The organism is Hyphomicrobium sp. 1Nfss2.1 (assembly GCF_965243865.1).
Taxonomy (GTDB): Bacteria; Pseudomonadota; Alphaproteobacteria; order Rhizobiales; family Hyphomicrobiaceae; genus Hyphomicrobium_A.
In genome coordinates this window covers 3,880,567-3,893,712 of sequence record NZ_OZ251603.1, presented here as the reverse complement: position 1 = coordinate 3,893,712, position 13,146 = coordinate 3,880,567, and the positions used below count along the sequence as shown (strand labels likewise).

The window sequence follows — 13,146 nt, the reverse complement described above, 5'->3', positions numbered from 1 at the left end:
TCCCTGGTTGAACCATCTAAGATAACGGATAAGGTCGCCCGACGCGCCCTCGAACGTTACGCGAGCCTGGCATATGGAATTACTACACGCGGGCGCCTGGCCCCTGGTCATCATCGGCGGCTTTACAGTCGGCTTTCTCGTCGGTCTTACCGGCGTTGGGGCCGGCTCGCTGATGACGCCCTTCCTCATCTCCGGAATCGGAATTTCGCCGGTGCTCGCCGTCGGAACCGATCTGCTGTTCGCCTCGATCACCAAGGCAAGCGCAGCGTGGCGGCATCATGCGCTCGGCAATGTGCATTGGCCGATCGTGCGTTGGCTGGCGACAGGCAGCCTTCCGGGCGCCACGATCATTCTGGCGTGGATCTATCTCGTCGAGCCGGACATCCACATTCTCGCGGCAGTAATCCGCAAGGTGCTGGCCTTCGCCTTGGTCATAAGCGCGCTGTGCGTTGCGGCATATCCGGCGCTGAAACGCTATGCGATGCGCACGCCCGACGACGATGAAGCCGGACACGTTCGCAAGCTACCCACATTGGTGCTGGGCTTCGTTCTCGGAGTGCTGGTGGCGCTGACCTCGGTCGGTGCGGGTGCCATCGGCGTCGTCGCGCTGACAATGCTTTATCACTCGCTCTCGGCGCGGCGCCTCATCGGCACGGACATCGTACATGCGATCCCGCTCACGTTCCTCGCGGGGGCGAGCCACTTCGGCATGGGCAACGTCGATCTACCGATCTTGGGGCTGCTATTGGTCGGATCGGTGCCCGGCATCGCGCTCGGCTCGCGCATTACAGGCATGGTGCCCGACTGGGTGTTGCGGGTGACGCTGGCGCTGGTGCTGTTCTGGGCGGCGTTCGCGCTGATCAATCCGCTTCGCCATTAAGCTGGTTGGGCAGTGAGGCACTGGGCAGTCGGCAGTGGAGATTTACTCCCTCCGCCGATGCCAATCCTGACTGCCTACCGCCGCGCTAGCTGGCAGTCTTCACGAGGTCGAGGTCTGCGTGGAAGCGGTTGCCCGCGGTGGTCGCCTTCACGTAGCCGGCGCGGATGACGAAGTCGCCAAAGTGCTCGCCGTCCTCACGCTCCTTGGCGTAGCGCGCGAAGATCGGATCGAGCAGACCGATGATGCGATCCTTGTCGATGTCCTCGGCGTAGAGCTTGTTCAGGCGATCGCCGTTGAACGCTGCGCCCAGATACAGGTTGTAGAGCCCCGGGTTGCGCCCGACGAGGCCGATCTCGGCAAGATAGGGCCGCGCGCAGCCGTTGGGGCAGCCGGTCATGCGGATGACGATGTCGTCGTCGCGCAGTCCGGCCTTCTCGAGCGACTCTTCGAGCGCGGTGACGAGTTCCGGCAGGAAGCGCTCGCTCTCGGCCAGCGCCAGGCCGCACGTCGGCAGCGCGACGCAAGCCATGCTGTTGCGGCGCAGACCCGAAAAGTCGGAGCCGATGACGATACCATGCTCGGCGAGCAGGGCTTCGATCTTCGGCTTGGTCTTGGCCGTGATGTTGGAAATGATCACGTTCTGATTGGCGGTGACGAGGAAGCCGCCGGGGTGAATCTCCGCGATCTCGCGCAGCGCGGTGCGCAAGCGCCAGCCGGGCTTATCCTTGATGCGGCCGTTCTCGACGAACAGTGTCAGGTGCCACTTCTTGTCGGCACCCTGCTGCCAGCCGATCACATCGCCGGTCGAGGTGAATTCGAACGGGCGCGGCTCGCCGAGCTTGTAGCCAAGGCGCTTTTCCACCTCGGCGCGGAAATTGTCGAGGCCACGATCCTCAATCGTATACTTGAGGCGCGCGCGCTTGCGGTTCTCGCGGTTGCCCCAGTCACGCTGCACGGTGACGATCTTCTCCGCCACGTCGACGGCCTGCTCGGTGGTGCAGAATCCGAAAAGGTCAGCGGTGCGCGGGAACGTGTCGGGGTCGCCGTGGGTCATGCCCATGCCGCCGCCGACGGTGATGTTCCAGCCGACGAGCTTGCCCTTATCGTCGGTGATGGCGATGTAGCCGAGGTCGTGCGCGTAGATGTCGACGTCGTTGGACGGCGGCACGGCGATCACGATCTTGAACTTGCGCGGCAGGTAGTGCTTGCCGTAGATCGGCTCCTCGTCCGTCTTCGCTGGGCGCGACGCGTCGGAGACCTGCTCACCGTCGAGCCATATCTCGTGATAGGCACCGGTCTTCGGCAGCAGGTGCTCGCTGACGTCTACGGCGAGCTGATGCGCGGCAGCGTGAACCTTCGACAGATTGGGGTTGCCGGTCGCCAGCACATTGCGGTTGACATCACCGCAGGCGGCGAGCGTGTCGAGCACGGCGGCGTTGATGGCCTGCATCGTGCGCTTCATGTTCGTCTTGATGACGCCGTGGAACTGGAACGTCTGACGCGTCGTCAGGCGCAGTGCGTGGTTTGCGTAGGTGCCGGCGATGGCGTCGAGCTGCAGCCACTGCTTCGACGTCGTGACGCCGCCCGGCAGGCGCACGCGGATCATGAAGCTGTAAGCCTTTTCCAGCTTCTTCTTGGCGCGCTCGCCGCGCACGTCGCGGTCGTCCTGCAGGTAGGTGCCGTGGAACTTGGTGAGCTGGCTGTCATCCTCGGAGATGGCACCGGTGGAGACGTCGGCCAGTCCCTGCGCGATGGTGCCGCGCAGCTGGTGGCTGCTCTCCTTGATGAGTTCGTTCTTGGCGCGCTTGTCTTCGCTCATTGTCGTGTCCTGGTCCGGCGCTAGCGCCGCCTTCAATCAATATACGTCGCGCTGGTAGCGGCCGGCCTTGGCCAGCTCTTTCAGCTTCGCCTTGCCGGCTTCGTCGTCCCCGCGTGCCGCTTCGGCGAGAATGCGGGAGAGCGTCACGTCGACATCGCGGCCCATGCCCTTCTCGTCGCCGCACACGTAGATGTGGGCGCCATCCTCGACCCAGCGCAGCACATCCTCGCGCGCTTCCCAGAGGCGCTGCTGGACGTAGATCTTCTCCGGCTGATCGCGCGAGAAGGCGACGTCGATGCGCGACAGCGAACCCGACGCAAGGTGATCTTGCCATTCGAGCTGGTAGAGGAAGTCGTTGGTGTAGTTGCGCTCGCCGAATACGAGCCAGCTTTTGCCCTTGGCGCCCAATTCTGCGCGCTCTTCCACGAAGGCGCGAAACGGGGCGACGCCGGTGCCGGCGCCAATCATGATGATCGGGCGGTTGCCATCCTCGGGGAGGCGGAAGTGGCGGTTGGGCTTGATGTAGACGCGCACTGGATCGCCGACTTTGCGGCGGTCGGCGAAGTACGTGGAGGCGACGCCGCCACGCTTGCGGCCATGAGACTCCCAACGCACCGCGCCAATCAGCAGATGTGCTTCGCCGGGGTGCGCCCTGGGGCTGGAGGCGACCGAGTAGAGCCGGCCCGGCAGCGGGCGCAGAACGGAGAATAGCTGCTCTGCGTTGAGCTTTTCCGGATAGGTTTGAAGGAAGTCCACAAGCTGGCGATCGGCGGAGAAATCGCCAAAGGCCTTCTGGTCGGTGAGCGCGGCCGCATCGGTGCGGCCGGTCAGCTTGGAATAGGATTCAACGAACGCGCGCGACAGCGTCGTCACGTCGTAGCGCTCGCGCAGATTGCGCACCACGTCGCCGTCAGCGCCGAGGCCGACAGCTTCGGCAACGTCTAGGGCGAGCTGGGAATCGTTCTCTGGGATGACGCCGATGGCATCACCCGGAAGGTAGGAGAAGCCGGGAGCGTCGGCCGCGATCTCGATGTGCCAGGTCTCGCGGGTCGAACCCGTGCCATTGAGATTGACCCGTGCGTTGATCTCGCCGGTCAGTGGATTTTCGGCAGTGAACTGGGGTTCATCATCGTCAGCGGGATGCGAGCCGCCCTTGAAGTCGACATGCACGACAGTGGTTGCCGCGGCATCGTCGGGCGGGCCCAGCTCCGCAAGAGCGTTTTCGGTCCAGTCAGCGGCCTGTTTGGCGTAGTCGAGGTCGAGATCGATGCGGTCGAATGCGCGAGTGCCACCCAGCGCTTCGAGGCGGGCATCGATTGCTTTGCCGGTGGCGCAGAACTGCGCGTATGCCGTGTCACCGAGCGCCAACACGGCAAAGCGAACACCCTCGATGCGCGGGGCATTGTCGCTCATCAGGGCCGTGTAAAAATCGACAGCGCGGCCGGGCGGATCGCCCTCGCCCCACGTGGCCGCGAAGACGAGGATGTTCTTGGCTTTGCTGAGAATGCCAAAATCCGCATCGGCGAAATCGAACACGCGCGCATCGAGGCCATGCTTCTGGGCGCTCTTCTTGGCACGCATCGCCAGCGCCTCGGCGTTGCCGCTCTCGCTGGCATAGAGGATCAGCAGCGGCTGGCGCGGCTTCGACTGCGCTACGGGCTGGGGCTGGCCGCCTGTCTGCGCGGCCTCGAAACCGGCGAAGAAGCCGGCGAGCCAAGCACGCTGCTGCGGCGTCGTACGCGCGACGACACTATTGAGTGCATCGATTTCTTCCGGGGTGAACGGCGCGTTCTTCGGAAGCAGCGGTTGGGCAGTCACGGATGTCTCCTCGACATATCTCGTCTTGGCGCCATCAGGCGGTGCTGTGCGTTTGGCTGATCATGGACTGCGGCGCGGCACCCTGAGCCGCCGGCTCGTAGAGTTCGACGCGCTCGGGAGGTGTGAGCCCAGCGCTCGCCCAATCCAGACCGACGAAAATGATTGCGGGTCCAACTATCCCTTTGTCGGCGATGGCGCGAGCAAGAAGTGACAGTCGCGTCGACACGACACGCTCGTTCGACAGCGTGCCGTTCTCAACGATGACGATGGGCGTGTCGGGCTGCGCCCCTGCTGCTAGCAGGCGCTCGCGAAAATGCTCCGCGGTGCGCACACCCATGTAAATGGCGAAAGCTTGCCCGGGTGCCACCAGTGACGACCAGTCGACCTCGACCGGGCCCTCCGCAGAGGCTCCGGTGATGACGGTGAACTGACGCACCTTGGTTCGCAGCGTGACGGGCAGACCGACGCTGGCTGCGCAGGCGTGCGCGGCCGTTATACCGGGCACGACAGTCACGGGAATGCCAGCGGCGCGAACGGCCGACATCTCTTCGGCGGCGCGACCGAATACGAATGCGTCGCCGCCTTTCAGGCGGGCAACGCGGTGCCCCTTTAAGGCTTCGCGTACGAGAGTGCGGTTGATCTCGTCCTGCAGGGCTGCATCGCCCTCTCGCTCCTTGCCAACGTAGATGCGGATCGCGTCGCGGCGCGCATATTCCATGATGGCCGGATTGACCAGCCGGTCGACGACAAGAACATCGGCCGACTGCAAATGCTGCTGCGCCTTGAGCGTGATGAGATCGGGCTCGCCCGGTCCGCAGCCTATCAGCGCAACGCTGCCGACCGGCGTTGCCTCGTTGCGCGCTGCATCGAGCTGACGCGTCAGCTCACGGTCTGCACCGGAGGGGTCACCGTTGAGAACGAATTGGCGCCACAGCCCTTGGAGCAGTGTTTCCCACGTGCGACGGCGGAGAACCGGATCGGTGATTGCCTCGCCGATCTTCTGGCGGATCGCGCCGGCGCTCTGCGCCACGCGCCCGAAATGCGCCGGCAGCCAGCTTTCGAGCTTGGCTTTAATCTCGCGGGCAAGAATGGGTGCTGTGCCTTCGGTGCCGATGGCGACGACGACGGGGTCGCGATCGACGATGGCGGGCATGATGAAGTTGCTGTCGGCCGGCCCGTCGACGACGTTTACGGGGATGCCCTTGGCACGCGCCGCTGCGGCTACACGGCGGTCGAGTTCTGGATCATCGCTGGCGGCAAAGACAAGCGCCGCAGCGTCGAGATCGGATTCGTTAAAGTCGCGGCGAAGAATGGTGAACGGCCGCTGGACCTGCAGGTCCGCCAAGCCGTCTTCCACCTCTTCGGCAACGACCGTCAGACGCGCCGTGGTCTTGGTCAGCAGACGCAGCTTCTGCAGCGCCTTCTCACCGCCACCGACGATAAGGACGTGGCGATCATCAAGATCGAGAAATATGGGGAAGTAGCGCAACGTCCGTGCCTTTCGCTGCCTGCGATCCAACGTCGTCCAATCGATAGGATGGCGCCGGTCCCTGGGGGCATACTCCCCCGTGCGCCGGCGCCCTTCTTATAGTTGATCGAAGTAGAATTTTCTATTGTCGCCAGCTGAGACGGCGGAAATAAGCAACCATTTTTCCATTTCTGGTGAATTGGGGCAAAGCATTCCTTCGCCGGCAGCGCTGCTACGCGCGCCTTCTCTTTAGGCCAGCAACCCAACAGCGGACGTCTCCGACCCCGCGCCTGATGGGGATCAGCAACAGTTCTGGCTTGGGTGCCTAGTGCTCTTGCCACCGCTGCCAGATGACGGAAATCACACGCGTTTGTGAGTGTGATTTACTTCCGCCGGATCAGGCCCTGTGGTTTATAGCCGCTATAGCGGTTCGGACTTGCGTGATCCGGATCCGCGGGACTGAAGCGGCCCTCCCAGGAAGGTCATGCTTCAGTGGGTGGGCCCTCGGCGGGGCCATCCAATTTTGGACGGCATCTTGCCGAATAGGAGGAAGACATGAAGGTTTGGTCGAAGCCCGCAGTTCGCGAGCAGGAAGTTGGCCTCGAGGTTACCTCGTACATGCCGGCTGAGATCGACATCATCTAACGACTGTCGATCCACTCACGGACCATGTGAGTTTCCGACAACGGCGGTCGATACCTCGGCCGCCGTTGTTTTATTCGGGCGCTGATGCTCTCTTGAGCATGTGCGGCCCGCAACCAGCGATATTCGATGATCATCAAAGTTTTGGGGTCTGCTGCGGGGGGCGGTTTTCCGCAGTGGAACTGCAATTGCCGCAATTGCGTCTCCGTGCGCGCCGGAGCCGAGGGCTTCCGGGCCAGAACGCAGTCCTCTCTGGCGGTGAGCCGCGACGGGGTGAACTGGGCGTTGCTCAATGCCTCCCCGGATCTTCGCGAGCAGATCGCCAATACGCCGTCACTGCATGCCGATCCGCGCGTCGGCCTGCGCCACAGCCCGATCAAGGCGGCGGTGCTGACCAACGGCGATGTCGACCACATCATCGGGCTGATCAACCTGCGCGAGGCGCAGCCGTTCTCTGTGTATGCTTCCGACCGCGTGCTGGCGACAGTCAACGCCAACTCGGTGTTCCAGGTGCTGGCGCCAGCGCTGGTGCCACGCATCGAGATGAAGCTCGATACGCCGTTCAATCTGGAAGGCGGCGGCGTTGATCTCGGCCTCACTGTCGAGGCATTCGCGGTGCCGGGCAAGGTTGCGCTCTATCTCGAGGATGCCTCGGCCGGCGGCAACTACGGCAGCCGCGAGGGCGACACCATCGGCCTCAAAGTTACTGATCCGAGCGAAAAGAAGTCCTTCTTTTACATTCCCGGTTGCGCCGAGATAGATGATGAGCTGGCGGAGCGACTGGAGGGCGCCTCGACCGTCTTCTTCGACGGGACGCTCTTCACCGACAACGAAATGATCGAGCAAGGGCTGCTCAATAAAACGGGCGCCCGGATGGGGCACATCAGTATGTCAGGCCCCGCAGGGTCTATCGCCGCCTTCAAGAAACTTGGTGTCGGCAGGCTCGTATATGTTCATATAAACAACTCGAACCCGGCACTGGACGACAACTCCGACGCCCGAAAAGCCATAGATGCTGCGGGTTGGGAAGTCGGGTACGATGGGATGGAGGTACGCCTATGAGCGAAGCTGTGAGCCTGGAGCGGAAAAACAGCGAGCGTAAGCCGGTCGACCCGATGCCGGTCGGCGAGTTCGAAGCCGCGATCCGGGCAGTCGGCGCGGAGCGCTATCACGACAAGCACCCGTTTCATCACATGCTGCATGGCGGCAAACTGAAGAAGCCGCAGGTGCAGGCGTGGGCGCTGAACCGCTACTGCTACCAATCCGCGGTGCCGCGCAAGGATGCCGCCCTCGTCAGCCGCCTCTACGACCGCGAGCTGCGCCGCGAATGGTTGCACCGCATTCTCGATCACGACGGCTTCGGCGAAGAGGAAGGCGGCATCGAGCGCTGGCTGGTGCTGACCACCGGTCTTGGCCTCGATCGCGATTACGTCACCTCGATGAAGGGCGCGCTGCCGGCGACGAAGTTTGCCGTCGAATCTTACGTCACCTTCGTGCGCGAGCAGCCGATCACGGTTGCTATCGCTTCGTCGCTCACCGAGCTGTTCGCCCCCAAGATCCACAAGGAGCGGATCGCGGGGATGCTGGAGAACTACCCCGACTTCATCGATGACAAGGTGATGGCCTACTTCAAGCGCCGTCTGACGCAGGCGCCGCGCGATGCCGACTTCGCACTCGGCTACGTGCTGGAGAACGCGAAGACGCGCGAAGAGCAGGAGGCATGCGTCGACGCCGTCCGTTTCAAATGCAACGTGCTGTGGTCGCAGCTTGATGCGCTGCAGCATGCGTACGTGGAAGGAAACATTCCTCCCGGCGCATTCCGGCCGGAGGGTGCGTAAATGAACGAAACGGCGCCACGCCAGCGAACGGTCATATCGGCCGAGAGCAAGCCAGCCATGCCGCGTTACATCAAGATGCGCCACGACGCAGGACGCGATCGTTGGATCATCCTGGCGCCGGAGCGCCTGTTCGACCCTGATCCCATCGCTGTCGAAGTTTTGAAGCTTTGTGATGGGGCGCGCACTGTTGGTGAGATCGCCGATCACTTAGCTAAAGAATACAGCGCGCCGAGGAAGGACATCGAGGCCGACATCGTAACGATGCTTCAGGACCTCGCGGACAAGGGAGTGGTGAAGGCATGAACGAAACTGCCCCTGAGAAGCACGTCAAGGAATCGACCGTGACGATGGACGCGGGCGAGATGCGCTGCGATGCGTCCTCCGCACCGTCGCCGGATCCTTCGTGCACAGTCCGCGCTCCGATCGGCCTGCTCGCCGAGCTGACGCACCGCTGCCCGCTGCAGTGCCCTTACTGCTCGAATCCGCTGGAGCTGGAAAAGGTCAACACCGAACTGACGACCGAGCAGTGGCAGAAGGTGATGCGCCAGGCGGCGCAGCTCGGCATCCTGCAGGTTCACCTTTCGGGTGGCGAGCCGACGGCGCGCCGCGACCTGGAAGAGATCATCACGACGGCGGCGGAGGCAGGTCTCTACACCAACCTCATCACCGCAGCTGTGCTGCTTAAGCGCGACCGGCTGGAGAAGCTGAAGGAGTGCGGCCTCGACCACGTGCAGATCTCCATTCAGGACATCGACACGGCGGCCGAGAATGCAGACCGCATTGGCGGCTACAAGGGCGGCAGCGCCAAGAAGAAGGAAGTAGCGGGCTGGGTGCGTGAACTCGGCATGCCGCTGACCATCAACGCGCCGATCCATCGCCACAACATTCACAACGTCGAAGCGATCATCGACTATGCGGTTTCGCTTGGTGCCGGCCGCGTCGAGGTCGCGCACGTTCAGTACTACGCATGGGCGCTCAAGAACCGCGCCTCGCTGATGCCGACGCGCGAGGCCTTCATGGAAGCAGCGCGCATCGTCGAGCGAAAGCGCGAAGAGTTGAAGGGCATCATCGTCATCGATGCCGTGGTGCCGGATTACTACGCAAAGTTCCCGAAGCCCTGCATGGGCGGCTGGGGCAAGGGCATTATCAACATTACGCCGTCAGGCCGCGTGCTGCCCTGCCATGCCGCGGAATCCATCACGCAGCTCGAGTTCGACAACGTGAAGGATCGCCCGCTCGCCGACATCTGGCTCAATGGCGATGCATTCAACAAGTATCGCGGCACGAGCTGGATGAAGGAGCCGTGCCGCACGTGTCCGCGCCGCGAGGTCGACTACGGCGGATGCCGTTGTCAGGCGTTTGCTCTCACAGGTGACGCGGCGAATACGGACCCTGCATGCTCGCTTTCACCGATGCACGAGGAGTGGGCAAAGGTGGCAGATGTGGAGTCTCATTTGGCCTCGCCGGCGTTTATCTATCGGCGACCAGGTGGCGCTTCGCCGAAGCCTGCACCAGCAAAAACGCCCGAGCCGAGCGACGCTTAAGTCCGCTCGCTGCATCGCAACAAAAAATTCCGACTCGCACCCTCGGGGAACTTGGGGTGCGGCATCGTGTTCAGCCCAAGTTCACAAAAGACTTGGCAGATTTACGATGAGTATTGGAATATGCGCGCGCCATCAAACGACGTGTGCACGTCGAAAAGGGAGAAACGGGATGCTCAAGTGGGTTGTCGCTGCGGGTTGCTTGCTCGCGATGCCAGCTGTTGCCTCGGCACAGGACGCCGAAGCCGGCAAGAAGCTCTGGAACAAGTGCGCGCCGTGCCACGCCATTGGCCCGGGTGCGAAGAACAAGGTTGGTCCTGAGCTGAATGGCTTGCTGGGTCGCCCCGCTGCTTCGGTCGAGGGCTTTGCTTACTCGGACGCTCTGAAGAAGTCCGGCATCACCTGGGATGACGCGAACCTGCACAAGTGGCTGGAGAATCCGAAGGCCCTCGTCCCTGGAACAAAGATGCTGTTCCCGGGCGTGAAGGACGAGACGCAGCGCGACGACATCATCGCCTACATCGAGTCGTTCAAGGCTGACGGTTCGAACTAAGCGACGTCACTTCTAAGAATTCTGCAACGCCGCGGCCCCGTGCTGCGGCGTTTGCTTTTGCGGGTGTGATCATGACCATCGCATATGCAGCAGAGCCGCATCTCTCAGCACATGAGTTTCAGTCGATACTCGTCGCATCGACGCTTGCCGCGCGGCGGCCGGCAGATGATCTGTCGCGTCTCGATCAAATGCTGCGCGGGGCCGACATCATCGTGACGGCGCGCGATGGCGAGCGGCTGATCGGCGTATCGCGGGCGATCACCGACTTTGCATATTGCTGCTATCTGTCCGATCTCGCTGTGGACGCTGCCTATCAGCACCAGGGCATCGGAAAGCGCCTGATCGCGGAGACACATCGCGCTGCCGGCGAAGGAGCGACGCTGATCCTGCTCGCTGCTCCAGCGGCCGAAGGCTATTACGAAAAGATCGGTATGACGCACATGCCGAAGTGCTGGGCTCTGCCGAGAAAGGCGTAACCCGAGCAGGTGGGCCTCAGTCGATCACGCGCACGCTGGCGGTATCGATATCCGCATACATCTCGCGCACGCTTTTTCCGGCGATGACAAGATCCGGCGCGATGTCCATCAGCGGCGCGAGTACGAAGGCGCGCGCGCCGATGTGCGGGTGCGGCAGAATGAGATCGGGCTCGTCAATGGAAATGCCGCGGTAAACGAGAAGATCGAGGTCGATAATGCGCGGTCCCCAGCGCTCCGTCTCGACGCGGCCCATATCCTTCTCGATCGACTTGCAGCGCGCCAGAAGCTCGCGCGGCGATAGCTGCGTCTTAACCGCAACGGCAGCGTTGACGAACCAATCCTGATCCGTTTTGCCCCAAGGATCGGTGGCGTAGTTGCGCGAGCGCGCGATGACCACGACATCGCCGATATCGGTCAGCAAGGTGATGGCGCGGTCGATGTTTGCGGCCTTATCGCCCAGGTTGGACCCAAGGGCGATAACGCAATCAAACGCAGCAAGAACATCTGAAGAAGGGTTCGGGCGGTCGGACATTGAAGCTCGCAGGCGAGACGGCGGAAGGCGTGCTCGTTATCGCGCCAGGCCGCCGGACGCAAGCAAACCTAGCTCCCCTCGAGCCGGCCGCTGCACCATAAAAGGGGCGACGACCGGGGTCTTGGAGATCAATCGTATTTTATGTAAGCGAAGCGCTGGTCGGAGGCTGGCGTTCCCTCCAGGGCGCCACCCGACTTACCTGGCTGCCAGTGGACCACTTCCTCGATCTTCTGCGCCAGTTCCAGATCCTTGGGCGTGATGCCCTTGGCGGTGTGCGTCATAAGGCGCACCTCCACCCAGGCATAGGAGGCCGTGATATCAGGATGGTGCCATGCCGCTTCGGCCAGATGCCCAACGGTATTGATTACCATCAGAGTCCCCTTCCAGCCGCTCGTCTTGTATGTCCTCCGGATCCAGCCATCCTCAAGATGCCACTTCGGCAGGTTTTTTTGCAGCCATGCATTGACTTCAGCATCCGGCATGGGCTTTTCGCGCTCAGCCGCCATATTGTCTGTCTCCTCCGGTCGGGGGCACCGCACCAACAGGTTGAACCGTAATGCCACTGGCTGACGCAAAGCAATCCGATGCACCCGCCAAGCGTGAACGAGCGCACGCGGGAGCGGTGCGCGTGGTTGCGCCAGCGCGGCTGCATCTGGGCTTTCTGGATCTGAACGGCGATCTGAGACGCATGTTCGGCAGCATCGGCCTCGCCGTCGACGTGCCGCGCACCGAGCTCGTCTTGAAGCGCAGCCAAACATTCAAGGGTGAAGGCCCCGATCATGCGCGCGCGCTCGCAACTCTGCGCAAGCTTGCGGATGCCTACAAGTTGCCGGCCGGTTACGAGGTGAAAGTCACCTCGGCCATTCCCGCGCACGCCGGGCTCGGCTCGGGCACACAGATGGCGCTGGCAGCCGGTGCTGCGTTGATGACGCTCGAAGGCATCGACCACATTCCCTCGCGGCTTGGCGAAATGGTCAATCGCGGAGCGCGATCAGCGATCGGCATGGCTGCATTCGAGCAAGGCGGCTTTATCGTCGACGGCGGGCGCGGTGAACTCGACCGTGCACCGCCGATCCTGGTGCGCGCGGACTTTCCCCCGGCGTGGCGTGCGCTGCTGGTGATGGATGCCAGCACGGCAGGCGTGCATGGCGAGGATGAAACGAATGCTTTCGCGGCGCTACCTCCTCTGCCCGCAGATGCGGCAGCGCACATTTGCCGTCTCGTCCTGATGCAGCTCGCACCCGGCTTGATGGAAGAGGACATCGCGGCCTTCGGCGATGCGCTGACCGAGATTCAGAAGATCGTCGGCAACCATTTTGCGGGCGCCCAGGGTGGTAGTCCCTGGACCAGCCCGGGCGTCGGGCGCGTCGTCGGAGCTCTCCGTGCGGCCGGCGGTGTGGGTATCGGCCAGAGCTCCTGGGGCCCGACGGGGTTCGCATTCGCGCCATCGCAGGAAATTGCCCGCCGCCTCTATGATTCCGCCATCGAAGTCGCTAGACGCGAGGGGCTTGAAATCCTCATCGCCGAAGGGCGCAACAGGGGCGCCAGCGTCGAAAAGATCGCCAACACATAAGTTCAG

At 62.9% G+C, this 13,146-nt stretch carries 14 protein-coding genes; 9 read left to right on the top strand and 5 right to left on the bottom strand.

What is annotated here, in order from left to right:
* Nucleotides 1-73 precede the first annotated feature (73 nt).
* Nucleotides 74-880, top strand: coding sequence for a sulfite exporter TauE/SafE family protein (locus ACP15D_RS19025; RefSeq protein ID WP_424958980.1), 807 nt, complete (start codon nucleotides 74-76; stop codon nucleotides 878-880).
* A gap of 85 nt (nucleotides 881-965) precedes the next feature.
* On the opposite strand, the gene ACP15D_RS19020 is transcribed toward ACP15D_RS19025, so the two are convergent.
* Genes ACP15D_RS19020 through cysG form a run of 3 tightly spaced genes read right to left on the bottom strand, consistent with a single transcriptional unit; the run spans nucleotide 966 to nucleotide 6,006 of the window.
* The gene (locus ACP15D_RS19020; RefSeq protein WP_424958979.1) at nucleotides 966-2,699 is read right to left on the bottom strand and encodes an NADPH-dependent assimilatory sulfite reductase hemoprotein subunit; all 1,734 of its coding nucleotides are present in this window, start codon (nucleotides 2,697-2,699) and stop codon (nucleotides 966-968) included.
* 36 nt (nucleotides 2,700-2,735) lie between these two features.
* Nucleotides 2,736-4,517: a diflavin oxidoreductase gene (locus tag ACP15D_RS19015; RefSeq protein ID WP_424958978.1), complete on the bottom strand. Its 1,782-nt coding sequence runs from the start codon at nucleotides 4,515-4,517 to the stop codon at nucleotides 2,736-2,738.
* Nucleotides 4,518-4,551: 34 nt separating this feature from the next.
* Nucleotides 4,552-6,006: a siroheme synthase CysG gene (gene cysG / locus ACP15D_RS19010; protein ID WP_424958977.1), complete on the bottom strand. Its 1,455-nt coding sequence runs from the start codon at nucleotides 6,004-6,006 to the stop codon at nucleotides 4,552-4,554.
* Between the two features lie 534 nt (nucleotides 6,007-6,540).
* Between cysG and pqqA the strand changes: the two genes are divergently transcribed.
* The 7 genes from pqqA to ACP15D_RS18975 all read left to right on the top strand — a co-directional run bounded on the left by pqqA (nucleotide 6,541) and on the right by ACP15D_RS18975 (nucleotide 11,035).
* Nucleotides 6,541-6,630 (top strand): pyrroloquinoline quinone precursor peptide PqqA, encoded by a 90-nt coding sequence (gene pqqA / locus ACP15D_RS19005; protein ID WP_068459738.1) that lies wholly within the window; start codon nucleotides 6,541-6,543, stop codon nucleotides 6,628-6,630.
* Nucleotides 6,631-6,756: 126 nt separating this feature from the next.
* The gene (gene pqqB, locus ACP15D_RS19000; RefSeq protein ID WP_424958976.1) at nucleotides 6,757-7,689 is read left to right on the top strand and encodes a pyrroloquinoline quinone biosynthesis protein PqqB; all 933 of its coding nucleotides are present in this window, start codon (nucleotides 6,757-6,759) and stop codon (nucleotides 7,687-7,689) included.
* A 53-nt stretch (nucleotides 7,690-7,742) separates the two neighbouring features.
* A complete protein-coding gene (gene pqqC, locus ACP15D_RS18995; RefSeq protein ID WP_424959278.1) occupies nucleotides 7,743-8,465 on the top strand; it encodes a pyrroloquinoline-quinone synthase PqqC in 723 nt (240 codons plus the stop codon).
* Nucleotides 8,466-8,768 carry a pyrroloquinoline quinone biosynthesis peptide chaperone PqqD gene (gene pqqD / locus ACP15D_RS18990; protein ID WP_424958975.1) on the top strand — a complete coding sequence of 101 codons (303 nt, stop codon included), beginning with the start codon at nucleotides 8,466-8,468 and terminating at the stop codon, nucleotides 8,766-8,768.
* The gene (pqqE, locus tag ACP15D_RS18985) at nucleotides 8,765-10,009 is read left to right on the top strand and encodes a pyrroloquinoline quinone biosynthesis protein PqqE (RefSeq protein ID WP_424958974.1); all 1,245 of its coding nucleotides are present in this window, start codon (nucleotides 8,765-8,767) and stop codon (nucleotides 10,007-10,009) included. Before pqqD ends, pqqE begins: the two co-directional genes overlap by 4 nt.
* Nucleotides 10,010-10,178: 169 nt before the next feature.
* Nucleotides 10,179-10,559 carry a c-type cytochrome gene (locus ACP15D_RS18980; RefSeq protein WP_424958973.1) on the top strand — a complete coding sequence of 127 codons (381 nt, stop codon included), beginning with the start codon at nucleotides 10,179-10,181 and terminating at the stop codon, nucleotides 10,557-10,559.
* Between the two features lie 71 nt (nucleotides 10,560-10,630).
* Complete coding sequence (locus ACP15D_RS18975) at nucleotides 10,631-11,035, top strand: GNAT family N-acetyltransferase (protein WP_424958972.1); 405 nt, start codon at nucleotides 10,631-10,633, stop codon at nucleotides 11,033-11,035.
* 16 nt (nucleotides 11,036-11,051) lie between these two features.
* Here ACP15D_RS18975 and folK read toward each other — a convergent pair whose 3' ends face one another.
* Both folK and ACP15D_RS18965 read right to left on the bottom strand, forming a co-directional pair.
* Nucleotides 11,052-11,567 carry a 2-amino-4-hydroxy-6-hydroxymethyldihydropteridine diphosphokinase gene (folK, locus tag ACP15D_RS18970; RefSeq protein ID WP_424958971.1) on the bottom strand — a complete coding sequence of 172 codons (516 nt, stop codon included), beginning with the start codon at nucleotides 11,565-11,567 and terminating at the stop codon, nucleotides 11,052-11,054.
* 128 nt (nucleotides 11,568-11,695) lie between these two features.
* A complete protein-coding gene (locus tag ACP15D_RS18965; RefSeq protein WP_072376742.1) occupies nucleotides 11,696-12,073 on the bottom strand; it encodes a 4a-hydroxytetrahydrobiopterin dehydratase in 378 nt (125 codons plus the stop codon).
* 50 nt (nucleotides 12,074-12,123) lie between these two features.
* On the opposite strand from ACP15D_RS18965, the gene ACP15D_RS18960 reads away from it, so the two are divergent.
* A complete protein-coding gene (locus ACP15D_RS18960) occupies nucleotides 12,124-13,140 on the top strand; it encodes a beta-ribofuranosylaminobenzene 5'-phosphate synthase family protein (RefSeq protein ID WP_424958970.1) in 1,017 nt (338 codons plus the stop codon).
* The last annotated feature ends 6 nt before the right edge of the window (nucleotides 13,141-13,146 follow it).

Coding starts and splice junctions, on each gene's coding strand:
- ACP15D_RS19025 (WP_424958980.1), top strand. CDS start 74: ATGGAATTACTACACGCGGGCGCCTGGCCCCTGGTCATCATCGGCGGC.
- ACP15D_RS19020 (WP_424958979.1), bottom strand. CDS start 2,699: ATGAGCGAAGACAAGCGCGCCAAGAACGAACTCATCAAGGAGAGCAGC.
- pqqA (WP_068459738.1), top strand. CDS start 6,541: ATGAAGGTTTGGTCGAAGCCCGCAGTTCGCGAGCAGGAAGTTGGCCTC.
- pqqB (WP_424958976.1), top strand. CDS start 6,757: ATGATCATCAAAGTTTTGGGGTCTGCTGCGGGGGGCGGTTTTCCGCAG.
- pqqC (WP_424959278.1), top strand. CDS start 7,743: ATGCCGGTCGGCGAGTTCGAAGCCGCGATCCGGGCAGTCGGCGCGGAG.
- pqqD (WP_424958975.1), top strand. CDS start 8,466: ATGAACGAAACGGCGCCACGCCAGCGAACGGTCATATCGGCCGAGAGC.
- pqqE (WP_424958974.1), top strand. CDS start 8,765: ATGAACGAAACTGCCCCTGAGAAGCACGTCAAGGAATCGACCGTGACG.
- ACP15D_RS18980 (WP_424958973.1), top strand. CDS start 10,179: ATGCTCAAGTGGGTTGTCGCTGCGGGTTGCTTGCTCGCGATGCCAGCT.
- ACP15D_RS18975 (WP_424958972.1), top strand. CDS start 10,631: ATGACCATCGCATATGCAGCAGAGCCGCATCTCTCAGCACATGAGTTT.
- folK (WP_424958971.1), bottom strand. CDS start 11,567: ATGTCCGACCGCCCGAACCCTTCTTCAGATGTTCTTGCTGCGTTTGAT.
- ACP15D_RS18965 (WP_072376742.1), bottom strand. CDS start 12,073: ATGGCGGCTGAGCGCGAAAAGCCCATGCCGGATGCTGAAGTCAATGCA.
- ACP15D_RS18960 (WP_424958970.1), top strand. CDS start 12,124: ATGCCACTGGCTGACGCAAAGCAATCCGATGCACCCGCCAAGCGTGAA.